The sequence below is a fragment of the Exiguobacterium sp. UBA3491 genome (assembly GCF_002377745.1).
Classification (GTDB): domain Bacteria; phylum Bacillota; class Bacilli; order Exiguobacteriales; family Exiguobacteriaceae; genus Exiguobacterium_A.
Map to the genome: position 1 here is coordinate 528,487 of NZ_DFQK01000032.1, position 26,054 is coordinate 554,540.

Genomic DNA, 26,054 nt, shown 5'->3' on the forward strand with positions numbered 1-26,054 from the left:
AAAAAAGGATGTTCCTCCGCTGAGGAATATCCTTTTTTCATTACTTGAATCGAGCGATTGCACGCTTTCGCGCTTCATCATGTGCAACGATTGGTTCTGGGTATCCAGAGTCTTCTCGTTGTTGCTGCGTCGGTTCATGAATATATTGCTTCGACAGATCTTTGATTTCCGTGACATACTGCCGAATGAACTCTCCGTCCTTATCGAACTTCTTTGATTGTGTCGTCGGATTGAAGACTCGGAAGTACGGTACGGCATCCGTCCCGACCGATGCCGCCCATTGCCAACCACCGATGTTCGAAGCCGCTTCATAATCGACGAGTTTCTGTTGGAAATAACGTTCCCCTTTTTGCCAATCGATCAATAGATCTTTTGTCAGGAACGACGCGACAATCATCCGCAGACGATTATGCATCCAACCGGTTTGGTTCAATTGACGCATCGCTGCATCGACGATCGGATAGCCGGTTTTCCCTTCACACCAAGCCTTGAATCCGTCCTCGTTTTCTTCCCACTTGATTTCTCGGTACTGGGTGTTGACCGCTTGTCGTTTCGATTCCGGGAAGTGCATTAAAATCATGTAATAGAACTCACGCCAGATGAGTTCGGAGATGAATGTCTGCTTCCCTTTCGATTCTTTTGCATCTTGAATAGCTGCATAGACCGTTCGAATCCCGATCTCACCGGTCCGTAGATAACGTGAGAGTAAACTCGTACCGTCCATCGCTGGAAGATCACGATTCTCTTCGTAGTTTTCAAGCGATTGCTCGATGAATTTCTTTAAGCGTTGTTTCGCTTGCTTCTCACCCGGATGAAATGCCGCATCAGACTGTGCCTTTTTAAAATAGGCATCAATGAAACTATTAGTGTGCTGGCGCTTATGATAATGATCCCGTAGCGTTTGCCACTTCACATCATAGGGTGTTGGAATTTCTTTTTTCATGAACGCATTCTTATACGGCGTGAATACTTTATAGAACTTTCCATCCTGCTTTTTAATGTCATGTGGATGGAGCAGATGCCGGTCTAACAAGCGCTCCGTTTGTCGTTCCTTACGTTTTTTGATGATTCTCTCATCCCGCGCCTTGAATGGTTCGACATATTCCGCATTGAATAACAGAACGTCCGCATCATTGGTTGCATCTAAGAAAGCTTGTTCATCGCCTTCGATGAAGCGAATCGGCATCTCTTTTTCTTTACAATCATCTGAAAACAATTCGAGCGCTTGAAAGAAATATTGTTGCCGCGCTTCATATTCTCCAATGTAATCTGGATTGAGCCAAAAGACGAACTCGACTGTCGCTTTTGGATTTTCCTTCAGTAATTCAATCGCACGTGCCAACATGTGGTTGTCTTGTAATCGAAAATCGCTTCGAATCCAACAAATAATGTTCAACCGTATCCTCTCCCATTACATATTGAATGAAAAACAGGCAGCCCGCCGAGCGTGCGCCTGTTTTTCATTGTGACCTTATACGAATTCAATCAATAAGTCTTGACTCGCAATAGCTTCGCCTTCTTTAACATGGACGGCTTTGATCTCACCGTCTTCTGGTGCTTGGATCGTCGTTTCCATCTTCATCGCTTCCGTAACGAGAAGTTGTTCTCCTTTACGGACACGAGTGCCTGTCTCAACGAGTACCTTCAGCACACTACCCGGCATCGACGCACCGATCTGTTTTGCGTTACTTCGATCTGCTTTTGGACGGCTTGATGAACTTTCCTTAATACTGATGTCCTTGACTTCGACTTCACGAGGAACACCATTCATTTCATAATAGATTGTCCGCATCCCGTGATCGTCTGGCTGACCGATTTGAATCAACTTGAGATATAGTGTCTTCCCTCGTTCAATTTCGACCTCGATCGTTTCGCCTAGGCGCATACCGTGGAAGAATGTATTCGTATCAAGAACCGAGATATCGCCATATCGCGCGACATATGAACTGTAGTCCATGAAGACTTTTGGATAGAGCGCGTAAGCGAGAGCATCAAATTCAGTGACTGGTCGTTCAAGTTTCTCAAACAACTCATTTTTTATTGCATCAAAGTTGAGAGGTTGCATCATCTTACCAGGACGTTCCGTCAACGGAGCAGCTCCCTTCAAGATGGCACGTTGTACTTCTTGCGGGAAACCGTCCGGCGGAGTTCCGAGTTCGCCCTTCATCAGTTCAACGACTGAATCCGGGAAGTCAAGTCCACTTGCTCGGTGCAGTATGTCTTCTTCCGTCAGATGATGTTGGACCATGAAGAGCGCCATGTCTCCAACGACTTTCGACGACGGTGTGACTTTAACGATATCGCCAAACAACATGTTGACACGCGCATACATTTCTTTGACTTCAGACCAACGATCCGAAAGCCCGACCGCTTTTGCTTGTTGCTGTAAGTTCGAATATTGTCCACCCGGCATCTCATGATCGTAGACGGTTGGATTTGGTGCGATCATATCAAGTTCGAATGCTTGATACAAATGACGCACGTCCTGCCAATAGTCCGAAATCTGTTCGAACTTCTGTGCTGAGACGAGTGGTTGACGTGGATGACCACTTAGGGCATGAATCAAGCTACCACCCGCTGGCTGACTCGTCAGTCCTGACATACTTGATGCCGCGACATCAACGACGTCGACCCCGGCATCGATCGCACGCGCATACGTATAAATCCCGTTTCCACTCGCATCATGGGTGTGAAGATGGATTGGTAACGATACTGCATCTTTAAGTGCCGATACAAGCGCATAGGCTGCTTCCGGTTTCAAGAGACCCGCCATATCCTTGATGGCAATGATGTGAGCACCGCTCTCTTCCAGTTGTTTCGCCAGATTGACGTAATACGGCAGATGATATTTCGGACGATTCGCATCGAACAGATCCCCTGTGTAACAGACAGCTGCTTCCGCGATTTTACCTGTTGGCAAGACCGCATCGATGGCGAGTTGAATTGATTCCGGGTTGTTCAAGCTGTCGAAAATTCGGAAGACATCGACTCCCGCTTGCGCCGCTTCCTTGACGAAGGTATGGATGACATTGTCTGGATAGTTCTTGTAACCAACGCCGTTCGCACCGCGGAGTAACATTTGAATCAGGACGTTCGGCATCTTTTCACGCAATTTCATCAGACGAACCCATGGATCCTCTGATAAGAATCGATACGCAACATCAAATGTTGCCCCTCCCCATGCCTCGACTGAGAACAATTCAGGAAGCAGTTTCGCTTCCGCCTCTGCGATCGCAACGAGATCCTTCGTCCGCATTCGTGTCGCAAGTAACGATTGATGAGCGTCACGGAATGTCGTATCCGTCAACAAAACGTTGTCTTGTGCTTTCAACCATTTCGCGACAGCTTCCGGACCTTCTGCATCAAGGATCGCTTTTGCGCCTGGCGTGTAGTCTGCCGGAAGATTTTTTGGAATTCGGACGTCACGCGCAAGTGGTTTGTCCAGTTTTCCGATTCCCGGGAATCCATTAACGGAAACCTCTCCGATGTACGTCAACAGCTTCGTTCCCCGGTCTTGACGTTTTGGGAAGATAAATAATTCTTGTGTATCATCGATAAACGATGTATTGTAATCGCCGCTGACGAACGCGTGGTGTTTCAAGACATTGCTCAAGAATGGGATGTTCGTCTTAATACCACGAATCCGGAATTCACTTAAGTTTCGACGCATTTTCGCGACCGCTTGGTCATACGTCAAACCGTGCGTCGAGATTTTAACGAGCAACGAGTCATAATACGGTGAAATTTCTGCTCCGACATAGGCATTCCCACCATCAAGACGTACACCAAAGCCGCCTGGTGAACGATACGCTTTAATCTTACCTGTATCCGGCAAGAAGCCGTTTTCTGGGTCCTCTGAAGTAATTCGGCTCTGGATCGCAAAACCAAGCATCTTAATCTCTTCTTGTTGTGGAATGCCGACAAGGTCGCTATGTAACGATTCGCCTTCAGCAACACGGATTTGAGTCTGAACGATGTCAACGCCTGTGATCATCTCCGTAATCGTATGCTCGACTTGTACACGTGGGTTGACTTCGATGAAATAGAACGATTCATCTTGTGTGACGAGAAATTCGACCGTACCCGCATTTTCGTATCCGACATGTTTCATCAACGTGACAGCCGCGTCACAGATCTTTTTACGCCCTTCTTCTGAAAGCGTGACACATGGCGCCACTTCGACGACTTTTTGGTGACGTCGTTGTACGGAACAGTCTCGTTCAAACAAATGAATGATGTTTCCATGTGCATCCCCGATGATTTGGACTTCAATATGTTTTGGTCGTTCGATTAATTTTTCAACGTAAATTTCATCCGAACCGAATGCTTTTAAAGCTTCAGATTTCGCTCGTTCAATCATGTCTGAAAGCTCTTCTTCTGTCCGGACGACACGCATACCACGTCCACCACCACCAAGCGATGCTTTGACCATGAGTGGATAGCCTGCTTCTTTTGCGAACGCATACGCTTCATCAATTGATGAGATCGGACCATCTGTTCCTGGAATGACAGGAAGACCCGCTTCAATTGCAGTCGTCCGTGCCCGTACCTTATCTCCGAACTTATACAGGTGATCTTCTTGCGGCCCGATGAAGATGATTCCTTCTTCGCGGCAACGTTTGGCTAGCTCAATATTCTCAGAGAGGAATCCATAACCAGGATGGATCGCATCACATTCGGCTTTTTTCGCTGTTGCGATGATATCTTCAATGTCGAGGTAGGCTTCGATCGGTTTTTTTCCTTCTCCGATCCGGTACGCTTCATCGGCTTTATAACGATGAAGAGAACCCATGTCCTCTCGTGAATAAATAGCAACGGTACGAATACCGAGTTCCGTCGCTGCACGGAAAACGCGAATCGCGATCTCCCCGCGGTTTGCTACGAGAATCTTCTGGATTTTAGTCAACTGATGCTCCCCCTTTAGTTAATGAGCTCGTGGCACTCATCGAACGTGCAGTTTGCACTTCTTTATGATAAGCCACCCGATATTTGTTTTGCATAGAAATGTTTGCCATTACACCAAGCATCGTACTCATGACGAGTAACGATGACCCACCGTAACTGATGAATGGCAAGGTGACACCTGTACCTGGAAACAGACCAGACATGGCTGCAATATTGATACATGTCTGGATGAAAATAATACCGGAAATCCCAAGTGCGAGCATGCTCGAGTAAAGTGAGACACACCGGTTAGCGATGATCGCCCCTTGAATCATCAGGTAAAACAATAGACCGAGTACGACAAGGACCCCGATGAAGCCGAGTTCTTCCGAGATGATCGACATGATGTAGTCGGTTTCAGGTTCTGGCAGATAACCATACTTTTGAAAACTATTCCCAAGACCCACTCCGAACAATCCCCCATGGGCAATCGATATGACGGAGTTGATGAGCTGATATCCCTTACCTTCTGCGTCAAGAAAGGGATTCAAACTCGCTTGAATCCGTTGCATCTGATTATCGGAAAAATTGTTCCATGCGTACAAGAAGATGATCGGAACGGTAACGACACATAACATGATGTAACCACTCGGTAATCCTACTGCAAATAAAATCATCGCCGTGATGAGTAACAGAATGAATAATCCGCCGTCATCCGGTTGCATACGAATGATGATCGCGTAAGGTGCAAGTAATACGACCATCGGAATCAAGATCCAGTCCGAGAAACTAAGTAAAATCCGTTTTCCGGGGGACGTCGCTGGAATTTGACGATGGATGAAGTGATGGACAATCCCAATCACGCCATCCATCTTTCCTTTGTGCTTTTGATCAAAATAACTGGCAAGCCCGACGACGAGCACGAATTTACAAAGCTCGATTGGTTGAATCAAGAAGATACCGAAGTTCAACCAGGCGCGAGCTCCGTTTAGGGGAACCGAAAATAGTGTTGCCATCAGCATCAACCATGTAATCGCGTACAAGAGTAAACGAATGATTGGTCCACGAAATACTTCATGATTCACTTGCGAAACTAAAAGGAACAGCACGATGGCCATCGCATCGAACATCAACTGCTTCTCAAAGAAGGACGTATTCGCATAATCGCCACCGTTCCACACGCTGGCACTATAGACCATGACTGTACTGATCGCCATGAGGATGAGCATCGTAAAGAAGAGACCGTAGTCAAAAAATGCTCGTTTTTCTTTAAACTTCGCTAACATATGTACACGTCCTTTTTTTCGTTTTCTAAAAAAAAATACCCAAACGCCGCATTTCACGTTTGAGTAGAAAATCAGCACGTCTCCGCATCATGTAAATCAGATAATTGCTGTTCAAGTGATTCGAGCAACTGTTTCCCTTCACCCGCATCAATCAGTTCAAGACGTACCGCAAAATCAATCTGACGGGACAATCCGAACATTTGTGTATCCAATACTTCCTCGTAAAGAGGACATTGTGGCATCGTTAAATTCGCAAGCTGGACCTCGATCAACCGGCGGATTTTTTGTGCATCCGCTTCTAGTAGCTCAAGAGCGCGCTGGCGATGAACTGTCTCGATTTCAGTTGACAATCCAATCCCTCCTCATCAAATGACGCGTTCCTGTTATAGCTAAACTTTACCTTACTTTCGCCAACAATTCAACGTTTCGGTATAATGGATTTGTTGGACTTACACATTTAGGGGGTATAACAATGATTTTTCCGATTAACGGTAAAGTACGGCACCAGTTGACGATTGATCCGACAGTTTGGATCTTTGATGAACGAAAGGTTGCGATTGAGAAGATTGGCCAACCAGCAGATACGAGCGAACAAGAGGCGTACTACGCGAAAATGGGGGCAGCGTGGGATAAAGGCATCATGGAAGGCAGTCGTACGGATCATAATCGTCCGATGACACGCGCTGAAAAAGAAGCCGCGCTTCAAGGGTCATTCGCCATGGCGCTCGCACCGTTCATCCGGAATGCTGAACTCTTACCGGAAGCGACCGCTATTCGTTTCGAAGGTGAAGAAACGGTCGAACTTCCACTTGAGAAACTCGACGAAGTGTACCTGCAGTTCTCACAAGACGGCAAAGTGTTATCAGATGGACCCGTTCACCTGTTGCACGGACAACGGATCGTCAAATCTATTCACACGGTTACCGTCATATAAGGAAAACGTGGTGCGCCAGAATAGACGCACCACGTTTTTTATAATAAGTCGGCTGCGAGGCGCGCCAGATTCGAGCGTTCCCCTTTGACGAGTTTGACGTGTCCCGTCATCTTCTCATTTTTAAGGCGTTCTACGGCGTAGGATAAACCGTTCGAATATTCATCTAAATACGGGTGATCGATCTGTTGCGGATCCCCGACTAACACGATTTTCGAGTTTTCACCGACACGTGTCAAAATCGTCTTGACTTCATGTTTCGTCAAATTCTGCGCTTCATCGATAATGATGAATTGCCCCGGCATGCTCCGTCCTCGAATATATGTCAACGCTTCCAGTTGAATCGTCTTCATTCCCGCGAGAATGTTACCAAGTTCGTCTCCTGATCCCGTATTAAAGAGATGTTCGAGGTTATCATAGATCGGTTGCATCCACGGACGAAGCTTTTCCTCCATCTCACCTGGCAAGTAGCCAATATCATTTCCCATCGGCACGACTGGACGAGCAACGACCAGTTTTTTATATTTATGCTCGTCTTCTACTTGCAGGAGCCCCGCAGCGAGTGCAAGTAATGTCTTTCCGGTACCTGCCTTCCCAACGAGTGTAACGAGCGGTACATCGTCTCGAAGTAATAACTCAAACGCCATCCGTTGTTGAACGTTTCGGGGAATAACACCCCAGACTTGATCAACATCGATCGAAAGTGCCCGGATGATCGGCAAATTCTGATCAACGACAGCAATCGCAGAGGCTTTTGACATATTACTTTTTAGAATGATGAATTCATTCGGTTGCACTTTTTCCGGCAATACATCAACTGAAAGTCGTTTATCCTGATAGAAAGCATCGATATATTCCTGATCGACGGTCACTTCGATGAATCCTGTATAAAGACCAGTCAAGTCAGCGATATGATCCGTCATATAGTCCTCAGCGACTAATCCATACGCATCCGCTTTGACGCGGACTAAGATATCTTTTGAGACGAGAATGACATCTCGTGGGGTCGCTTCAGTTTGTTGTTCCCGATGAATCGACCATGCGAGCTCGATAATCTTGTTATCGTTCGATTCATGCGTAAACGGCGAACCTTCATGAATGGAGTCCCCAATATCGACGCGAAGAATGCCACCGTTTCCGAGTGGCACTCCCGCATGAAGCTGACCAGTTTCCCGTAATTGGTCTAAGATGCGAGCTGTTTCTCGTGCATTACGTCCAACCTCATCCATGTTGCGTTTTTTTCCATCTAGTTCTTCTAGTACGATCGCTGGTATGACGACGTCGTGCTCCTGGAATTGGAAAAGAGAAAGTGGATCATGAAGCATGACATTGGTATCAAGTACGTATATTTTTTTCATTCCATCGTTCGCCCCTTTAGAGTCGAGTTTGTGATGAATGTTACGCTTTTAGGATGCGATGAACGAGTTGATCCAACCGTTCGGCTGCCTGTTCATCGTATGTTTTTTCGATAGTCGGTCGTTGTGTGACAGTTGCTCCGTAAAACAAGATGTCACGCACCTCCTCAACGCGTCCCTCATAAAAAGCGAGTGGCAACGGAAGGTCTTCTTGCGGCGTAAACGCCTTGACGTCCGTACACGTTAAGCTGTACGTCGACTGATCTGCAAAAAAGATCAACGTGAAGACCGGATGTTCTCGTAATGTTTTAACGAGATGAGAATCTGCTTCGATTGCAAAACGAACCGTTTGCGAATCCGTCGCATGTACCCAACTGATTGCATGTGTGATGGGCCAATGTTTGGATTGATCATGCGTAATCAAAAAAACGAGTGGTAATTGCGATAGTGCTTCTAGTTGACCTGAGTTAAGCTGTTGTTCAACTTTATTTGCCATGACATCACCCCCTCTACGACTTAGTGATGATATTTCGAGATATACTTCTCGTTTCCCTTTTTTACATCTGAATAATCTTCTAATATGATATACTAAGAAAAAAAGGGAGGACCTGACATGCGAGTGAAATGTACGATTTGCGATAAGCGTGAAACGATTGATGATTGGTCCTTCACGGCGAAGCGATTACGCAATAAACCTGTTCGTGTCCATATCTGTGATGAGTGTCGATCACGCGTAGAAGAACGGACACTTGAACGCCACGCTTCTGGACAATTCCATTTATACCCGACTTGGGAAACGAAACGAAAACACTGGTAAACAAAAGGTCTGCGGGAAAATTCCCTGACAGACCTTTTATTGTTCATCGATTGATTCGAACCAATCGATCATCATCTGCCGATGGATTCCCTCTTCCGTCCGTATTATTTGTAATATAGTAAATCGATGTCTCGTCAATCCAGACATCGCGAATCCGACCTTGGTTTTCGACAATCGTCTTGACTTGCTTCGTCTCTAGATCGATGGTTTGTAATCGTTGCCCGACAAGTGTTGCAAAATAAAGTGTATTCTCTGCTGTTGCAACTCCACTTGGTGCAACAGATTGTTCTCCTACTTCATACCACGGCGTCACCAGTCCGTCTGCTTGCTCTTTCCCTTCAATCGTCGGCCATCCATAATTCTTTTGTTCGATTCGATTGATCTCATCGTGCCCACTTTGCCCATGTTCGCTTGCATACAGTTGATCATCGACGAAAACAAGTCCTTGTGGATTCCGGTGACCGAGACTGTAGACGTATCCTTTTTGATTCCCCTTGAACGGTTCTCCTTCAGATGTGATGCGTAAAATCTTTCCTGCCAATGAATCAATGTCTTGCGCCAGTTCAGGATTTGCTGCGTCTCCTGCTGTGACGTAGAGTGCACCTTCTGGACCCCACTCAAGTCGTCCTCCGTTGTGAATCGTCGCTCCCGGAATATCGTCGAGTAACACACGCTCTTCGACCCACTGATGGCCTTCTTCTTTGATTGCAATGACACGATTGGTCGCTTGATTTTGTTTTGCATACGTATGATAGACGTATGCCGTCTTATTGTTCTTAAAATCAGGGTCAAGTACCATACCGAGTAATCCACTTTCTCCTTCAGCAATTACATCTTTCTTCAGTTGCAAGCGCATCCTCTCATAATCACCTTGTTTTCCTTTGACGATTGTTCCTTCGCGCTCTGTAATATAAAAAGTCTCTCCTTCGCGAACGATATTCCATGGGGCGTTTAGCTCTTTAAATACGACTCCTTCTTGCGTTTGTGATGATTGCGTATCTTCTTGATTACCTGAATCCTGTTGATTGTTTTTTTGTGTCTTCTGATTGGTTTCCTTTGTTGACGATTCTTCTGACGTTTGTGTACAGCCGATCAGAATACCCGCTAACAGCAGGGGTATGACATACCTTATTTTCACTGTTTTCTCCCCCCTTTTAGTATCCCTGTTCCCGCTACGCTTTAAATCATGCATCTGAATTAGCACAAAAAAAGAACGAACCTCCGAAGAGATTCGTTCTTTTGATTCATGACATGCTTCCGTCAAGAAGCTGTCCGTTCACGTTCACGCTTGACCATCCACATCCGGAAGCGATAAATACCAAGCACGAAGACCATCGCAAGGAGTACTTCAGGAATCGGCCATGTCCAGAAGACAAGCGTCAATGCTGCCGAGAAGACGGCGAGCAAGAGATAGACGATCAGTGATTTCCACCATGCTAGTTCCTTTGCAAATCCTAACTTAAAGACGACAAGCGTCAAGATGACGACAGTGATCATTAAAGGATAAAATCCCGTTTCGATGTTATTCGGATCACTTCCGACACCGAGAAGTTTCGCGATGAACGGAATATCGTATTTCGGAAAATCAGAAGCAACGGCAGCTTGTGCATTCATTGCCAATCCCCCTATTCGTTCAAGACTCAATCTTTACCTAGACGACGACGTTTTTCTTGCTTTTCACGTTCGTTTTTGTTCAAGACTTGTTTACGGAGACGAACCGATTGTGGTGTGATTTCACAGTACTCATCTTCATTCAAGAATGTCAACGACTCTTCAAGTGAGAAGACACGTGGACGTTTAAGAACGTTTGTTGAATCTTTTGCAGATGCACGCATGTTCGTTAATTGTTTTGCTTTAACGACGTTGACAGCGAGATCGACATCACGGTTACATTCGCCGATGATCATACCTTCGTATACTTCAATACCAGGCTCGATGAAGATCGTTCCGCGGTCTTCAAGAGCTGAGATCGCGTAAGCAGTTGCTTTACCTGTTTCGATTGAGACCATAACTCCACTACGACGTCCACCGATATCCGCTTGGATGAACGGACGGTATTCTTCGAATGTGTGGTTCATGATTCCGTATCCGCGTGTAGCAGAAAGGAATTCGTTACGGTAACCGATCAAACCACGTGAAGGAACGATGAATTCCATTTTTGTTTGACCGTTGTCCATTGTTTGCATGTTCGTCAATTCACCTTTGCGGAGACCGATCGATTCCATGACAGAACCTGTGTACTCTTCTGGTGTATCGATGACGACGCGTTCGAATGGCTCGACTTTGACACCTTCTTCTTCTTTGATGATAACTTGCGGTTTAGATACTTGGATTTCGTATCCTTCACGGCGCATGTTCTCGATCAAGATCCCGAGGTGAAGCTCCCCACGACCAGAAACGATCCAGCGGTCCGGTGAGTCTGTGTTTTCGATGCGAAGTGAAACGTCTGTTTCGAGTTCTTTTTCAAGACGCTCTTCGATTTTACGTGAAGTAACGAGATCTCCTTCACGACCAGCGAATGGCGAGTTGTTGACGATGAATGTCATTTGAAGCGTTGGCTCATCGATACGTAATAATGGGAGTGGATCAACGTGTGAAGTCGGGCAAACTGTTTCACCGACGTTGATGTCTTCCATACCAGCGATCGCAATCAAGTCTCCTGCTTTTGCAGTTTCGATTTCGACACGTTTTAGACCGAAGTAACCGAACAACTTCGTGACACGGAAGTTCTTCGTTGAACCGTCAAGTTTTGAAAGTGAAACGCTATCGCCAACTTTGATTTCGCCACGGAAGACACGACCGACACCGATCCGTCCGAGGTAGTTATCATAGTCAAGCATCGTAACTTGGAACTGAAGTGGCTCCATTGTGTTATCGACAGGTGCTGGTGTATGCTCAAGAATTAAATCAAGAACGTTCGTGATTGTATCTTCTTGTTTATCTAATTCAGGTTCAAATGAACTTGAGCCGTTGACTGCCGATGCATAAACGACTGGGAATTCGAGTTGATCTTCGTCAGCGCCGAGGTCGATCAAGAGATCTACGACTTCGTCGACGACTTCAAGAGGACGGACCATCGGTTTGTCGATTTTGTTGACGACGACGATTGGTTGAAGTCCTTGCTCGAGTGCTTTTTTCAAAACGAAACGTGTTTGTGGCATACAGCCTTCACGTGCATCGACAACGAGGATGACGCCGTCCACCATACGCATGATCCGCTCAACTTCTCCACCGAAATCGGCGTGTCCTGGCGTATCAACGATGTTGATGCGTGTGTTTTTGTAGTCGATTGCAGTGTTTTTCGCAAGAATCGTGATTCCACGTTCCCGCTCGATGTCATTTGAGTCCATTGCGCGTTCTTCGACTTGTTCGTTCGTACGGAACGTACCAGACTGTTTTAAAAGCTCATCGACTAATGTTGTTTTACCATGGTCAACGTGAGCGATGATCGCAACGTTGCGTAAATCATTTCGTACTAAAGTTGTCATAGGTGTGTACCTCTTTCTATTCATTTAAATAAATCTTATCATACTTTCGGTCAACTTTAAGAGTATAGCACAGGTAGAGTCCTAATTGGCAATGACTAAGATTCGACATCATCTCGAAAGCCTTTTCATTATTCTTCATTCACGCTACACTGTTAACGTACTCACGGGTAGAGGGGGAAAAAACATGCGTCTACTATTTTTGTTACTTGCCATGCTTGCAGTAGGATCCATGGCAGCCATCGGCATTTTCATCGCGGAACAAAACGTAGCGATGACGATTGCCTCTGTCGTCTTGATGATAGTTGCGATGGGTGCCGGATTCGTTTTAAAGGCACGTTTGCGCAAACAAACATGACTGGGAAGGTTCCTTTCGTTTTTAAACGAAAGGACCTTTTTTCAACCCTCTTGTGTTTGTACGAACGTCAATACATCTTCAACGAATGTCTGGCTCCCTGCTAATACACTCGTTTGCTCGAGAAACGACATCGGCTCTCCGGTAATCGTCCCAACACGTCCACCAAGCTCTTCAATCAATAACTGACCGGCTGCATAATCCCAAGGCATGTTACGCATCGTGATATATCCATCAACGCGTCCGGCAGCCGTCCATGCGAGTTCAAGGGAAGCTGCACCAATCGCTCGTACACCTACTGCGTGTCGCACGAGTGGAGCAAGACGATCCGTGTTAATTCGACGGTTCGGCGTCACCCAGGTAGCATTCATACAGATGATCGCTTCCTTAACGCTCCGTTCTGTCAGTTGAGGTAACCGAATACCGTTTTGATAAGCCCCTTGTCCTTTGATGACATGAAATAGCTCGTCAGCCATGACATCATAAACAAATCCGTACCGTAATTCCCCTTCCATCATGATCGCAATTGAGATGGCGAACATTCGCTTTTGACGGATGAAGTTCATTGTTCCGTCGATCGGATCAACGAACCAAATCGTACCTTCGAGTGTATCGGGTCGAGCGATGCGCCCCTCTTCACCATAAATATGATGATCCGGATAGCGATCTAGAATACCTTTAATCAATAAATCCTCGACGGCTTGATCAATCTCCGTCACTAAATCACTTTTTCCGGTTTTCTGTTCAATGTGATACGACACATCAATCTTTTCGCGAATGTATTTCCCTGCTCGCTTGATCAAGTCTATCGCATCCAACTCGATTTGCATCTTCCTTCACTCCTTCATCATCGTTTCCAGCTTCTTCTATAGTAACAAAAAAAGAAAACCAGCGAACGATTCGCTGGTTGAAGTAGTGATATTTTATTATAAGGTAGAGAAAAGGACGTTGAAATCAAGCTTCAAGACGTACCATCTCTTGACGATATTTTTCGAGGCGCTCTTTACTTGCACCAACAGCTTCTGCGTCACTTGCCACCATCGCATCATGTAATGTAGCAAGCTCATAGTCGATTTCGAGACGCAATACAGGAATGCGTTTTTCTGCATCTTTTCTCTTGTATGCTTCTATCACTTGTTTCACAGTAACCACACTCCTTCGCGGGATAAACAGACGTTTAATTTGTCAGACAATTGCGACTTATCAGTGGATTGAATCAATAATAGTACGATTCAACTTAGATGTAAAGCATCTAATTTTAAAAAATACAGTTTCACATATTTGTAAGGATAACGTCTTGTATGTAGTATATAGCCGCTTCCCTTCCACTTTAAACAAATGATGATCATTTTCCGCACATTTCCAGTCCGTATAAAAGATAAGACTCCTATACGATCGCATAGGAGTCTTATCTTTTATGATGTCATTATTTTTTCATGCGCACGATTGGATCTTCTTGGCGTTTTGCCTGTTGCATCGTCCGATAACTTGAGCAACCTGTCTCTTCCATATAAAACTGATCCCACTGTTTTTCCTCGGATTTCGAGGTGACGATTTGCTTAAATTCCCGATATGCCTCGAGCAAACGTTGTCGTTCTACACCTGATTCATACGCTTGTTCGACTAAATTGAAAAAGTCGATGACTTTCACGATTTCTTCCGTCGACCAATCGGAATTGAGCGGATAACTCAATGCCATCATTCCCACTTCCTTTCTGCACTTTTCTATTTTACACGGAAAAGAAGCATAAAACAGTTGCAACCGTTCGAAAACTTGTTATAGTTAGCTTGTTTGATTGTATTTTTATTCGGTTTTAAGGGGGGAAATCTGGTGCAAACAAAAAGCTTAACACAGCTCGATACACCTTTATTCGATGCGCTACTCGCGCATGCGAAACGTCAACCAATTCAATTTCATATTCCCGGTCATAAAAATGGTCAAGGAATGGATCCAGCCTTTCGATCGTTCATCGGTCAGAATGCGCTCGATATCGATTTAATCAATATCGCTCCCCTTGATGATCTTCATCATCCAAAGGCAATCATTAAGGAAGCTCATCAATTGGCAGCTCAAGCCTTCCATGCCGACGAAACGTTCTTTTCCGTACAAGGAACGTCAACCGCAATCATGGCAATGATCATGAGCGTCGTCGGACCTGATGATAAAATTCTCGTTCCTCGGAATGTTCATAAATCGGTGATGTCAGCTATCGTTCTTTCTGGTGCGCACCCGATTTTCATTCATCCTGAATTCGATGAGACATTTGGTATCGCACACGGTATCACACCAAGCGCGGTAGAACGTGCCCTTGCACTTCATCCTGATACAAAGGCAGTGCTCGTCATCAACCCGACTTATTTCGGCGTTGCTGGCGACTTGGAGAGCATCGTCAAACTTTCCCATAGTAAGGGTATTCCGGTACTCGTCGACGAAGCACACGGCGTCCATATCGCCTTCCACGAAGATATGCCATTATCTGCGATGCAAGCAGGAGCTGATCTCGCAGCAACGAGTGTCCATAAACTCGGTGGGTCACTCACTGGAAGCTCTGTTTTAAACGTTCGCCGGGGTCTTGTCTCTCCAGATAAGGTCCAAGCGGTACTCTCGATGTTGACGACGACTTCAACATCCTATCTACTGCTTGCTTCTCTTGACTGCGCACGGCGCCATCTTGCAATCAACGGTGAAGCAATGAATCGTCGGGCACTCGAGCTCGCGACACGGATGCGTTTCGGATTAGCGAAGCTTCCTTATCTCGCCGTTTTCGGCGAATCCGATCTTCATTCAAGTGCGACGTTCGCTTTTGATCCAACGAAAGTGCTCGTTTCCGTTAAGGGACTTGGTATTTCTGGTCACCTTGTCGAAGAGTTTTTGCGTGAAGAACATCGGATCGAAGTTGAACTTTCTGATTTAAATAATATCCTTGTCATCATCACTTCTGGTGACTCGGAAGAGACAATCGATGCATTCCTACATGCGATGTCTTTACTTGTTGCACGCTATCAGAATAATGGCGCTGAAACGACTGATCACTCAATCGTCCTTCCAGACATTCCAGCGCTCGCTCTCAGCCCACGTGATGCTTTCTATGAAGAAACAGAGACAATTCCGTTAGTCGATGCGGTCGGACGGATTTCAGCTGAATTCATGATGGTGTACCCTCCTGGTATTCCCATCTTTATTCCTGGCGAAATGATCACGGCAGACAATCTTGCCTATATTAAAGAAAACATTGAAGCTGGTCTTCCGGTTCAAGGTCTTGAGGATCATTCGCTCGAGACGATCAAAGTCATTCAGCAATCGAATGCAATTCGGTGAAGACAAAACAAAGCAGTAATCCTTACTAGATGAGGATTACTGCTTTTTTAATTGGATCGTTTCATTCTGCATATTCATCGTTTGGCGAACAAGGAATGAATGCCGCTAATGCTTCACCAATTAATGCAACATCCTCTTGCTCAATTGCAAAAGTACGAACTAAAACTTCTCCATTCAACACATCCTGTTGATCAAGTAACGCTGACTGACCACCGGTTAAACTAACGACGAGTACTTTCCCAAAAAATTGTCCTGTACAGATGACAGCGAAATCATAGCGAGCGAATGCGGTCGTCCAGCCTACAAAGCGAACCTTATCCATCTCTGATACGTAATACAGCTCCTCTAAGGCAGTCACGGATTCCATATGCGTCCACCCTCTCCATTTTTTACTCTTTTCCTTTTTTGAATCAAGACAAAACAAAAAAACACCTCATACACGGTCGGCTCCCCGTGTATGAGGTGTTTCGAAATTATTTAATGATGTGAATTGGGCTACCGATTGCAACTTCAGCAGTTTCCATTGCGATTTCACCGAGTGATGGGTGCGCGTGGATTGTGAGTGCGATATCTTCAGCTGTCATACCAGACTCGATTGCGAGTCCCATTTCAGCGATCATATCAGATGCGCCTGTACCAGCGATTTGCGCGCCGATCAAGAGACCATCTGATTTACGAGTGATCATTTTCAAGAAGCCGTCTGGCTCGTTGAGTGCAAGTGCACGACCATTCGCAGCGTAAGGGAATTTAGACGCGATGTAGTCGAGTCCTTCTTCTTTCGCTTGTGCTTCAGTGTAACCGACAGTAGCGAGTTCTGGGTCTGTGAAGACGACTGCTGGAATCGCGCTGTAGTCGAGGTATGCAGGGTGTCCTGCAGCTGCTTCAGCAGCAATTTTAGCTTCGAATGAAGCTTTGTGTGCAAGTGGTGGTCCTGGAACGATATCACCGATTGCGTAGATGTTTTCGTTTGAAGTACGGCACTGATCGTCGATTTCGACAAGACCACGGTCGCTGACTTTGACTTCTGCCATTTCAAGACCAAGATCACCAGTGTTCGGACGGCGACCGACAGTGACGAGGACGTAGTCCGCTTCAACTGTTTGTGCTTCACCGTTGACTTCGAATGTTACTTTAACGCCATCTTCCGACTCTTCCACACTTTGAGCAAGTGCTTCGTTGTGGATCGTGATGTTACCTTTTTGTTTGAGCTTTTTCTTAACGACTTGCGTCATAGCAGGCTCGAAACCAGAAAGGATGTCTTTTGTTCCTTCAAGAATGACGACTTCTGTATCGAAGTTCGCATACGCTGTACCAAGCTCCATCCCGATGTATCCGCCACCGATGACGATGAGTTTTTTCGGGATTTCAGGAAGGTTCAATGCGCCTGTTGAAGAAAGAACGCGTTTTGACCATTTGAAAGCTGGAAGTTCGATTGGAGTCGAACCTGTCGCGATGATACATTTCTTGAATTTGTAGGGAGTCGAAGAATCTTCGTTGATGATACGGACTGTATCTTCTGATTGGAAGTAAGCTTCCCCAACGACAGTCTCGACTTTGTTCCCTTTAAGAAGACCACTAACGCCGCCAGTCAATTTATTGACGACAGATTGTTTCCAAGATTGAACTTTCGAGAAATCGACAGTTGCATTCTCAGAAGTGATCCCCATATCGCTTGAACCTTTAGCGTGCTGGAAGTTATGTCCTGCAGTGATCAAGGCTTTTGATGGGATACATCCTACGTTTAAGCAGACGCCACCGACGTTTTCACGTTCAACGATTGTTACTTTCATACCAAGTTGCGCGCCGCGGATTGCAGCAACGTAACCACCAGGGCCAGCCCCGATTACGAGTAAATCTGTTTCTTGTGCGAATTCACCTACTACCATTGCTTATCCCTCCATGATGAGAAGTTGTGGGTCGTTCAATAGGCGTTTAACTAAGTTAAGCGCGTTTTGTGCAGTTGCACCATCGATGAGACGGTGGTCGAAGCTGAATGAAAGTGCAAGAACTGGTGCAGCAACGATTTCGCCGTTTTTAACGACCGCTTTTTCAGCGATACGACCGATACCGAGGATTGCAACTTCTGGGTGGTTGATGACTGGTGTGAACCATTGACCGCCAGCAGAACCGATGTTAGTGATCGTGATTGATCCGCCTTTCATCTCGTCGCCAGAAAGTTTTCCGTCACGCGCTTTACCAGCAAGGTCATTGATGTTGTCAGCAAGTGCGAAGATCGATTTACGATCTGCATCTTTAACGACTGGTACGACAAGACCGTTGTCTGTATCAGCAGCAATGCCGATGTTGAAGTAGTTTTTGTAGACGATTTCTTCGTTTACATCGTCGATTGATGCGTTGATTGCCGGGTATTTTTTAGCAGCAGCAGTCAATGCTTTTACGACGAACGGAAGGTAAGTCAATTTCGTACCTTGAGCAGCCGCAACTTCTTTGAAGTTTTTACGGAGTGCAACGAGGTTCGTAACATCCACTTCGTCCATGAGTGTTACGTGTGGAGCTGTATGTTTCGAGTTAACCATTGCTTTCGAAATCGCTTTACGGATTCCTTTGATTTTCTCGCGTGTTTCAAGTTCAGGTTGAGCAGCAACGTATGGCTTCACTTCTGTTTTTGGTGCAGAAGCAGCTGGTGCTTTTTCTTCTGTTGCTGGTGCATCAGAAGTTTGTCCACCGTTTGCGAATGCATCGATGTCTTCTTTAACGACACGACCGTTGTCTCCAGAACCTTGGACTTCACGGATGTCGACACCTTTTTCACGTGCATATTTACGGACAGATGGCATCGCGATGACACGTTCTGATTTATGGATTTGAACCTCATTTGGTTTGTCTTCCACTTTTTGATCCGTATCTTGAACGTCTTTCGCATTTTCTTCAGCTTTTGGTTGCTCTGCTTCTTCAGAAGGAGCAGAACCTTCGCCTTCGACTTCGAAAGTGATGAGGACGTCGCCAACGACAGCTACGACACCTTCGTCAACTTTTACTTCTTTAACAGTACCATCAACTGGCGATGGAATTTCAACGACTGCTTTATCGTTTTGTACTTCAAGAAGAACATCATCTTCTTTGACAGTGTCGCCCGCTTTTACGAACCACTTTACGATTTCACCTTCATGAATACCCTCACCGATATCCGGCAATTTGAATTCAAATAAACCCATTTGAATATGCCTCCTTTTAGTTCACTCTTCTAGTCGATTGTTATCTGTAAAAACGGAAGCAAGGAGAGAATGCACCCCTCTCCATATTTTCCGAAATGCTCTTAGAAATTGTAGACAGTCTTGACTTTTTCGACGATATCTTTGTGATCCGGAATCCAGACGTCTTCACCTTGTGCGAATGGGAAGATCGTATCTGGAGCAGCAACACGAAGAATTGGCGCTTCGAGGTCAAGGATTGCACGTTCTTGGATTTCAGTTGCAACCATTGCAGCGATACCCGCTTGTTTTTGTGCTTCTTGAACGACGACGACACGGTTTGTTTTCTTGACAGAAGCAAGAATCGTATCGATATCGATCGGGCTGATCGTCATCAAGTCGATGATTTCGACGCTGATGTTTTCTTTTTCGAGCTCTTCTGCTGCTTTAAGTGAAGCGTGCACCATCGCACCGTAAGTGACGATTGTTACATCTGTACCTTCACGTTTTACATCAGCTTTTCCGAGTTCGATCGTGTAATCGCCCTCTGGCACTTCACCGCGGAATGAACGGTAGAGTTTCATGTGCTCGAGGAATACGACTGGATCGTTATCACGGATTGACGCGATCAAGAGACCTTTTGCATCGTATGGTGTTGAAGGAATGACAACTTTAAGTCCTGGTGACTGAGCCATGAGTCCTTCGAGGTTATCTGCGTGAAGTTCCGGTGTTTTAACACCGCCACCGAATGGTGAACGGATTGTTACAGGCGCATTGTATGTGCCACCTGAACGGTAACGGAGACGCGCTAGTTGTGCTGCAACTGAATCGAATACTTCGAATACGAATCCGAAGAATTGGATTTCCATGATTGGACGGAATCCTGTCAGACTGAATCCGACAGCAAGACCACCAATACCTGATTCCGCAAGTGGTGTATCGAAGACACGGTCTTCGCCGAGTTCATCTTGAAGACCTTCTGTCGCACGGAATACCCCACCGTTTTTACCGACGTCTTCACCGAACAAGAGAACTTGTTCGTCGCGTTTCATCTCGACGCGCATTGCGTCAGTGATCGCTTGGATCATCGTCATTTGTGCCATGGGTTATTTCGACTCCTTTGCTGTATACTCATCAAGCTGCTCTTGCAGGTTTAGTGGAAGCTTTTCAGCCATCACGTTGATGAAATCTGTAACTTTTTGTTTTGGTTCTTTGTCAGCTTGTGCAAGTGCTTCCTTAACGTCAGCTTTAGCTTGCTCGATGACTTCGTTCTCTTTATCTTCGTTCCAAAGACCTTTTGCTTCCATGAAAGCACGGAAACGGACGAGTGGATCTTGTGCTTGATACTCATCATCCATGTCTTTTGTACGGTAACGTGTTGGATCATCACCAGCGAGTGTGTGTGGTCCATAACGGTAAGTCAATGTTTCGATCAATGTCGGAACACCGTTAAGTGCTTCTACGCGTGCTTGTTTCGTAGCAGCGTATACAGCAAGAACGTCCATACCGTCGACTTGGATACCATTGATACCAGCAGCAACAGCTTTTTGAGCGATAGTTTTCGCCATTGATTGTTTTTCGACAGGTGTCGAGATTGCGAAACGGTTGTTTTGAACGACGAAGATTGCAGGTGCTTTGAAAGCTCCAGCAAAGTTCATTCCTTCATAGAAGTCCCCTTGTGAAGAACCACCATCACCTGTGTAAGTGATCGCTACTTGTTCTTTACCGCTTTTCTTAAGACCGAGAGCAACACCAGCCGCTTGAACGATCTGCGCACCGATGATGATTTGTGGCATTAAGACGTTAACACCCTCAGGAATCTGACCGCCTGTGATGTGACCGCGTGAGAACAAGAATGCTTTGTAAAGTGGGAAGCCATGGAAGACCATTTGTGGAATATCACGGTATCCAGGAAGAATCCAGTCATCTTTATCCAAAGCGAATTGCGTACCGATCATTGACGCTTCTTGTCCAGCTACTGGAGCATAGAAACCAAGGCGTCCTTGACGGTTAAGTGAGATTGCACGTTGGTCCCAGATACGTGTGTATACGAGACGGCGCATTAATTCCGTAAGCTCTTCATCCGAGAGGTCTGGCATAGCGTCTTTATTGACGACTTCACCTTTCTCGTCAAGAATGCGGAACGTTTCAAAGTTTTCTTCCACGTTTTTAAACATGTTTACGTTCATCTTTTCCCCTCATCCTTTCACTGCGTTCAGCGAAATATTCCTCTGACTGATTTGCCCACATGACAATAGTGTCCAAAAAACGAAGTCCCGTGTGACTATCCTTTGAACATGTGTCTGTGTACCTATTCAGTTGAGTAAACTGTATTATCATGAATCGACACGTTATAGTGTCTTGTTCATTACGTTACAAGTATAAATCTGTAACACCTTAAAATCAAAGGAAATGTTTTATTTTTTTCGCGATTCACATTGTGAATTCAATCACAAAACTAGAATATTCCATCTTCTGTATCATTCGATATTTTCCTACTGTGTTAGTTGTCATCATTCCCCACTTTCCTATGCTATACTTTTTGTAGATGAAAGGAGTGTTGTTCATGATCACCATGAATGAAATCGTACGCGAAGACGTTCCTGCTCTTCACGAACGGTCAGTAGAAGTGACCTTCCCTCTCAGCGATGAGGATAAGGAAACGATGCGACTCATGCGCGAGTTCCTCGCTAATAGTCAAGATGATGAAATTGCGAAGAAATATGACCTACGAAGCGGCATTGGACTTGCAGCACCACAAATCGGTGTCAACAAGCGTATGTTCGCAATCCGCTTACCGGATGGTGACGATTTATTGGAATTCGGTATTTATAATCCAAAAATCATCAGTCATTCCGTCGAGCAGACGTATTTAACAGGCGGCGAAGGATGTTTGTCCGTCGACCGTGAAGTCGAAGGACATGTACCGCGCTATATGCGTATTACCCTAACTGGCATCGATCATAACGGAAATCCGGTAAAATTACGTTTAAAAGGTATGAAAGCAATCGTCTGTCAACACGAATATGATCATTTAGATGGCGTCATGTTCTATGATCGGATCGATAAAAAAGAACCATTCAAGGAATATGGTTCTGCCACATAATATAAAAATCCTCGTTTCCGTTTCCGGAAACGAGGATTTTTTCGAATCAGACTTCCATGATGATCGGCATGACCATCGGATGACGTTGTGTTTTTTCAGTTAAATACGGTGTGAGCGTATCATTGATGACTTGTTTGATGTCCGTCCATTTCGTGTTACGGTTCGCAAGCGATTGATCAAGCGAGCGCTTGAGTAGACGTTCAGCATCTTTAATCAAATTACCTGACTCACGCATGTAGACGAAACCGCGCGAGATGATATCCGGTCCTGAGACGAGACGATTCGTTTTAGAGTCAAGCGTCACGACAACGACGACAAGTCCCTCTTCTGAGAGAATACGGCGGTCTCGTAAGACGATGTTACCGATATCACCGATTCCTTTTCCGTCAACATAAACGGCGTTCGCTTGAATCTTCCCAGTGATAGCGGCTGCATTTGCATCTAATGCCAGCACTTCACCGTTATCCATGACGAAACAGTTTTCTTCCGGTACACCAGCATCCATTGCTAGCGACATATGCTTCTTCAGCATCCGGTATTCTCCGTGAATCGGCATGAAGTATTTCGGATTCAATAGACGCAACATGAGCAACTGCTCTTGTTGACTACCATGACCTGATGTATGGATGTCATTTAATTTACCGTACATGACATCCGCGCCAGCTTTGTACAACTGGTTGATCGTCTTTCCGACTGAGACGACGTTCCCCGGGATAGGTGACGAAGAGAAGATGACGAGATCATCTGGAATGATTGAGATTTGACGGTGTGTTCCGTTTGCGATACGGCTAAGGGCCGCCATCGGTTCTCCTTGTGAACCGGTACAAAGGATCGTCAACTCGTTTGATTTATAACGCTTCATCTCGTTCGGCTCGATGATCGTACCCTTCGGCGCCTTGATGAAGTCAAGTTCTTGACCAATCATCATGACCTTATCCATGCTACGTCCGAAAACGACGATTTTTCGTCCTGCTTCAACAGAAGCATTGACGACTTGTTGGAGACGATAGATATTCGATGCGAATGTCGCGAAAATGATCCGTCCTTCCGCCTTACGGAAGATGTCTGAAATCGTTTCCCCAACGACACGTTCGCTCATCGTAAAACCTTCCACTTCAGCGTTCGTAGAATCCGATAAGAGGCACAAGACGCCTTCCTTACCAAGTTCAGCCATTTTCGCTAAATCAGCAGGTTCTCCGACCGGTGTGAAATCGAACTTAAAGTCCCCTGTATGCACGATATTGCCTTGTGGTGTCTTGACGACGACACCGAACGAGTTCGGAATCGAGTGTGTCGTACGGAAGAACGAGATACTCGTCTTCCGAAACTTGATGATCGAATCTTCATCGATTTCATGAAGTTCTGCATTCCGAAGCAAACCGTGTTCTTCTAGTTTGACTTTAATGAGACCCATTGCAATTTTTCCAGCGTAAATCGGTAAGTTTACTTGTTTAAGCAAGAAAGGAAGACCGCCAATATGGTCTTCGTGACCATGCGTGATGAAGACCCCTTTGACCTTATCTTTGTTCTTGATCAAATAAGTGTAATCCGGAATGACATAGTCGATTCCGAGTAATTCATCCTCAGGGAACATGACACCCGCGTCGATGACGATGATTTCATCTTGGAATTGAACGACATACGTGTTCTTTCCGATTTCCCCGAGTCCACCGAGTGCGAAGACGGCGGCTTGATGGTTTTTGACGAACTTCATTCGAACGTCGCAACCTTGAAGTCAGGATGTTGTTGTTCGTATGTCAAAAATTCTCCACTAACTTCGCGGATGAACTCAATGTTGATCTCTTTGAGGTGGTCAATCGTTGATCGCACGTCACGAATGCTTTCCCCTTCTACATACATCGTTTCTGTCCGTTCACGAACAGGTGCTTCCGAACGAAGCGGTTGGTAAAATACTTTAAAAATCATGTCTAGCAACTCCTTATCAGTACATTGTTTTTTGTCCTTAGTACAGTATACACGATACATGGACTATTTTTCATCCTTATTCCGCATGTTCCCTTCCGGCAACACGCTTTTGGTTATGCTATACTTTCACATGAACAGGTCATTTCGACCAATTAAAAAGAGAAGGTGAAACCATGGCAAATCAGAAAGTCGTCTTTTTCGATATCGACGGAACCTTATTGCATGATGGTCATTTCGTTCCGGAATCAACAAAACAGGCAATTCGTCAACTTCAAGAAAACGGTGTGTATGTAGCACTCGCGACTGGACGCGGTCCCGCAATGTTATCTGGGATTCGTGAGTTGCTCAACATTGATACGATCATCGGTTACAACGGGCAAATTGTGGTTCATCAAAACGAAATCATCTACAAACGTCCACAACCTAAAGTCGATCTGACACATTTGACGCAACAAGCAAAGGAAAACGGACATACGCTTGTCTATCTTGGCGAAACAAAAGGTTTTACAACGAAATCAAATGATTTTCATGTCGTTGATTCGCTCGGTGATCTCGACATGCCGTTACCGCTTCACGATGAAGAAGCCTTCTTGTCTCACGATGTGTTCCAAACGCTTGTCTACTGTACGGCAGAAGAAGAAACAGATTACATCAAACGTTACGATGCTTTTGATTTCATTCGCTGGCATCCCCATGCGATGGATGTCATCAACGTCGGTTCCTCGAAAGCAGAAGGCATCAAACAGTTCTTGAAATTGACAAACATTCGCCGCGAGGATACCTTTGCTTTTGGAGATGCTCTCAATGACCTTGAAATGCTACGCTATGTCGGGACTGGTATTGCAATGGGCAACGGACTTCCGGAAACAAAAGCCGCTGCCGATTATGTCACGAAACCTATTCTTGAAGACGGTATCGCACATGGACTTAAAGAATTCCAACTCATCTAATAGATAGATGTAAAGCTGAGGCATGCCTCAGCTTTTTTTAATTCTTTACTTTATGAATCGCGCGTTCTAAGCGATCAAGATCTTCATTCTCACCAATGACGACGAGATAATCGCCTTTTTCAATGACTTCATCTGCCTGCAAGGAGATCATGACATTTTCACCCCGTTTGATGGCGACAACGTTTGCTCCATATTTACTTCGTAAGTCGAGATCAATTAAGGTTTGTTTTGCCATCTGATCACTGACTTTAATCTCAACGATTGAAAATTCTTGTGATAAGTCTAAGTAATCAAGGATATTCGAACTCATCAATCCGTTCGCAATCCGAACCCCCATATCCCGCTCAGGGTGAACGATGAAATCCGCTCCGATTTTTCGCAATACTTTTTCATGGTAATCATTCGTTGCTTTGACGGTGATCGATTGTACACCAAGCTCTTTTAAGATCAACGTCGTCAAGATAGACGCTTGAATGTTCTCCCCAATA

26 protein-coding genes are annotated in these 26,054 nt (G+C 45.4%); 6 read left to right on the top strand and 20 right to left on the bottom strand.

The window, feature by feature from the left end; translation table 11 throughout:
• Positions 1-40: 40 nt before the first annotated feature.
• The 4 genes from B4F99_RS15185 to B4F99_RS15200 form a co-directional block, all read right to left on the bottom strand.
• Complete coding sequence (locus B4F99_RS15185; protein ID WP_290759397.1) at positions 41-1,396, bottom strand: cryptochrome/photolyase family protein; 1,356 nt, start codon at positions 1,394-1,396, stop codon at positions 41-43.
• 75 nt (positions 1,397-1,471) lie between these two features.
• Positions 1,472-4,906 (bottom strand): pyruvate carboxylase, encoded by a 3,435-nt coding sequence (locus B4F99_RS15190; protein WP_290759400.1) that lies wholly within the window; start codon positions 4,904-4,906, stop codon positions 1,472-1,474.
• A complete protein-coding gene (locus tag B4F99_RS15195) occupies positions 4,899-6,170 on the bottom strand; it encodes an FtsW/RodA/SpoVE family cell cycle protein (RefSeq protein WP_214854641.1) in 1,272 nt (423 codons plus the stop codon). The genes B4F99_RS15190 and B4F99_RS15195 overlap by 8 nt, the downstream gene beginning before the upstream one ends.
• A gap of 71 nt (positions 6,171-6,241) precedes the next feature.
• Positions 6,242-6,520: a YlaN family protein gene (locus tag B4F99_RS15200; RefSeq protein ID WP_023468835.1), complete on the bottom strand. Its 279-nt coding sequence runs from the start codon at positions 6,518-6,520 to the stop codon at positions 6,242-6,244.
• Between the two features lie 122 nt (positions 6,521-6,642).
• On the opposite strand from B4F99_RS15200, the gene B4F99_RS15205 reads away from it, so the two are divergent.
• Positions 6,643-7,104 carry a hypothetical protein gene (locus tag B4F99_RS15205; RefSeq protein ID WP_214854644.1) on the top strand — a complete coding sequence of 154 codons (462 nt, stop codon included), beginning with the start codon at positions 6,643-6,645 and terminating at the stop codon, positions 7,102-7,104.
• Between the two features lie 38 nt (positions 7,105-7,142).
• Here the strand turns inward: B4F99_RS15205 and B4F99_RS15210 are convergent, their stop codons facing one another.
• The gene (locus tag B4F99_RS15210; RefSeq protein WP_290759407.1) at positions 7,143-8,459 is read right to left on the bottom strand and encodes a PhoH family protein; all 1,317 of its coding nucleotides are present in this window, start codon (positions 8,457-8,459) and stop codon (positions 7,143-7,145) included.
• Between the two features lie 40 nt (positions 8,460-8,499).
• A complete protein-coding gene (locus B4F99_RS15215; protein WP_214854646.1) occupies positions 8,500-8,952 on the bottom strand; it encodes a hypothetical protein in 453 nt (150 codons plus the stop codon).
• A 117-nt stretch (positions 8,953-9,069) separates the two neighbouring features.
• On the opposite strand from B4F99_RS15215, the gene B4F99_RS15220 reads away from it, so the two are divergent.
• Complete coding sequence (locus B4F99_RS15220) at positions 9,070-9,273, top strand: YlaI family protein (RefSeq protein ID WP_029342171.1); 204 nt, start codon at positions 9,070-9,072, stop codon at positions 9,271-9,273.
• 43 nt (positions 9,274-9,316) lie between these two features.
• On the opposite strand, the gene B4F99_RS15225 is transcribed toward B4F99_RS15220, so the two are convergent.
• The 3 genes from B4F99_RS15225 to typA form a co-directional block, all read right to left on the bottom strand.
• Positions 9,317-10,411, bottom strand: coding sequence for a PQQ-dependent sugar dehydrogenase (locus tag B4F99_RS15225; RefSeq protein WP_290759410.1), 1,095 nt, complete (start codon positions 10,409-10,411; stop codon positions 9,317-9,319).
• A 122-nt stretch (positions 10,412-10,533) separates the two neighbouring features.
• Entirely contained in the window at positions 10,534-10,887 is a 354-nt protein-coding gene (locus B4F99_RS15230) for a YlaH-like family protein (protein ID WP_058264776.1), read from the bottom strand.
• Positions 10,888-10,913: 26 nt separating this feature from the next.
• Positions 10,914-12,761: a translational GTPase TypA gene (gene typA / locus B4F99_RS15235; protein ID WP_035406711.1), complete on the bottom strand. Its 1,848-nt coding sequence runs from the start codon at positions 12,759-12,761 to the stop codon at positions 10,914-10,916.
• Positions 12,762-12,945: 184 nt separating this feature from the next.
• Between typA and B4F99_RS15240 the strand changes: the two genes are divergently transcribed.
• Entirely contained in the window at positions 12,946-13,116 is a 171-nt protein-coding gene (locus B4F99_RS15240; RefSeq protein ID WP_214854647.1) for a DUF5325 family protein, read from the top strand.
• Positions 13,117-13,157: 41 nt separating this feature from the next.
• On the opposite strand, the gene B4F99_RS15245 is transcribed toward B4F99_RS15240, so the two are convergent.
• From B4F99_RS15245 to B4F99_RS15255, 3 genes are all read right to left on the bottom strand, one after another.
• Complete coding sequence (locus B4F99_RS15245; RefSeq protein ID WP_214854648.1) at positions 13,158-13,943, bottom strand: inositol monophosphatase family protein; 786 nt, start codon at positions 13,941-13,943, stop codon at positions 13,158-13,160.
• Between the two features lie 124 nt (positions 13,944-14,067).
• Positions 14,068-14,256 carry a hypothetical protein gene (locus B4F99_RS15250; protein WP_023468845.1) on the bottom strand — a complete coding sequence of 63 codons (189 nt, stop codon included), beginning with the start codon at positions 14,254-14,256 and terminating at the stop codon, positions 14,068-14,070.
• 283 nt (positions 14,257-14,539) lie between these two features.
• The gene (locus B4F99_RS15255; RefSeq protein WP_214854650.1) at positions 14,540-14,812 is read right to left on the bottom strand and encodes a UPF0223 family protein; all 273 of its coding nucleotides are present in this window, start codon (positions 14,810-14,812) and stop codon (positions 14,540-14,542) included.
• A 132-nt stretch (positions 14,813-14,944) separates the two neighbouring features.
• On the opposite strand from B4F99_RS15255, the gene B4F99_RS15260 reads away from it, so the two are divergent.
• The gene (locus B4F99_RS15260; protein ID WP_035406702.1) at positions 14,945-16,432 is read left to right on the top strand and encodes an aminotransferase class I/II-fold pyridoxal phosphate-dependent enzyme; all 1,488 of its coding nucleotides are present in this window, start codon (positions 14,945-14,947) and stop codon (positions 16,430-16,432) included.
• A gap of 61 nt (positions 16,433-16,493) precedes the next feature.
• Here the strand turns inward: B4F99_RS15260 and B4F99_RS15265 are convergent, their stop codons facing one another.
• From B4F99_RS15265 to pdhA, 5 genes are all read right to left on the bottom strand, one after another.
• Positions 16,494-16,799 carry an SAV0927 family protein gene (locus B4F99_RS15265; protein ID WP_214854652.1) on the bottom strand — a complete coding sequence of 102 codons (306 nt, stop codon included), beginning with the start codon at positions 16,797-16,799 and terminating at the stop codon, positions 16,494-16,496.
• A 106-nt stretch (positions 16,800-16,905) separates the two neighbouring features.
• The gene (gene lpdA / locus B4F99_RS15270) at positions 16,906-18,318 is read right to left on the bottom strand and encodes a dihydrolipoyl dehydrogenase (protein ID WP_029342176.1); all 1,413 of its coding nucleotides are present in this window, start codon (positions 18,316-18,318) and stop codon (positions 16,906-16,908) included.
• 3 nt (positions 18,319-18,321) lie between these two features.
• The gene (locus tag B4F99_RS15275; RefSeq protein WP_035406694.1) at positions 18,322-19,608 is read right to left on the bottom strand and encodes a dihydrolipoamide acetyltransferase family protein; all 1,287 of its coding nucleotides are present in this window, start codon (positions 19,606-19,608) and stop codon (positions 18,322-18,324) included.
• A 101-nt stretch (positions 19,609-19,709) separates the two neighbouring features.
• Positions 19,710-20,687, bottom strand: coding sequence for an alpha-ketoacid dehydrogenase subunit beta (locus B4F99_RS15280; RefSeq protein ID WP_035406692.1), 978 nt, complete (start codon positions 20,685-20,687; stop codon positions 19,710-19,712).
• 3 nt (positions 20,688-20,690) lie between these two features.
• Positions 20,691-21,773: a pyruvate dehydrogenase (acetyl-transferring) E1 component subunit alpha gene (gene pdhA, locus B4F99_RS15285; protein WP_035406689.1), complete on the bottom strand. Its 1,083-nt coding sequence runs from the start codon at positions 21,771-21,773 to the stop codon at positions 20,691-20,693.
• Between the two features lie 377 nt (positions 21,774-22,150).
• Here pdhA and def point away from each other — a divergent pair, with 377 nt between their 5' ends.
• Complete coding sequence (gene def, locus B4F99_RS15290; RefSeq protein WP_214854653.1) at positions 22,151-22,690, top strand: peptide deformylase; 540 nt, start codon at positions 22,151-22,153, stop codon at positions 22,688-22,690.
• A gap of 46 nt (positions 22,691-22,736) precedes the next feature.
• Here def and rnjA read toward each other — a convergent pair whose 3' ends face one another.
• Together rnjA and B4F99_RS15300 are read right to left on the bottom strand one after the other, a co-directional pair.
• The gene (rnjA, locus tag B4F99_RS15295; RefSeq protein ID WP_035406688.1) at positions 22,737-24,404 is read right to left on the bottom strand and encodes a ribonuclease J1; all 1,668 of its coding nucleotides are present in this window, start codon (positions 24,402-24,404) and stop codon (positions 22,737-22,739) included.
• The gene (locus B4F99_RS15300; protein WP_029342182.1) at positions 24,401-24,616 is read right to left on the bottom strand and encodes a DNA-dependent RNA polymerase subunit epsilon; all 216 of its coding nucleotides are present in this window, start codon (positions 24,614-24,616) and stop codon (positions 24,401-24,403) included. The genes rnjA and B4F99_RS15300 overlap by 4 nt, the downstream gene beginning before the upstream one ends.
• A gap of 173 nt (positions 24,617-24,789) precedes the next feature.
• Between B4F99_RS15300 and B4F99_RS15305 the strand changes: the two genes are divergently transcribed.
• Positions 24,790-25,566 carry a Cof-type HAD-IIB family hydrolase gene (locus tag B4F99_RS15305; RefSeq protein ID WP_214854654.1) on the top strand — a complete coding sequence of 259 codons (777 nt, stop codon included), beginning with the start codon at positions 24,790-24,792 and terminating at the stop codon, positions 25,564-25,566.
• A 37-nt stretch (positions 25,567-25,603) separates the two neighbouring features.
• Here B4F99_RS15305 and B4F99_RS15310 read toward each other — a convergent pair.
• Positions 25,604-26,054: potassium channel family protein (locus tag B4F99_RS15310; RefSeq protein WP_290759422.1), on the bottom strand; the 451-nt coding region annotated here is incomplete at its 5' end.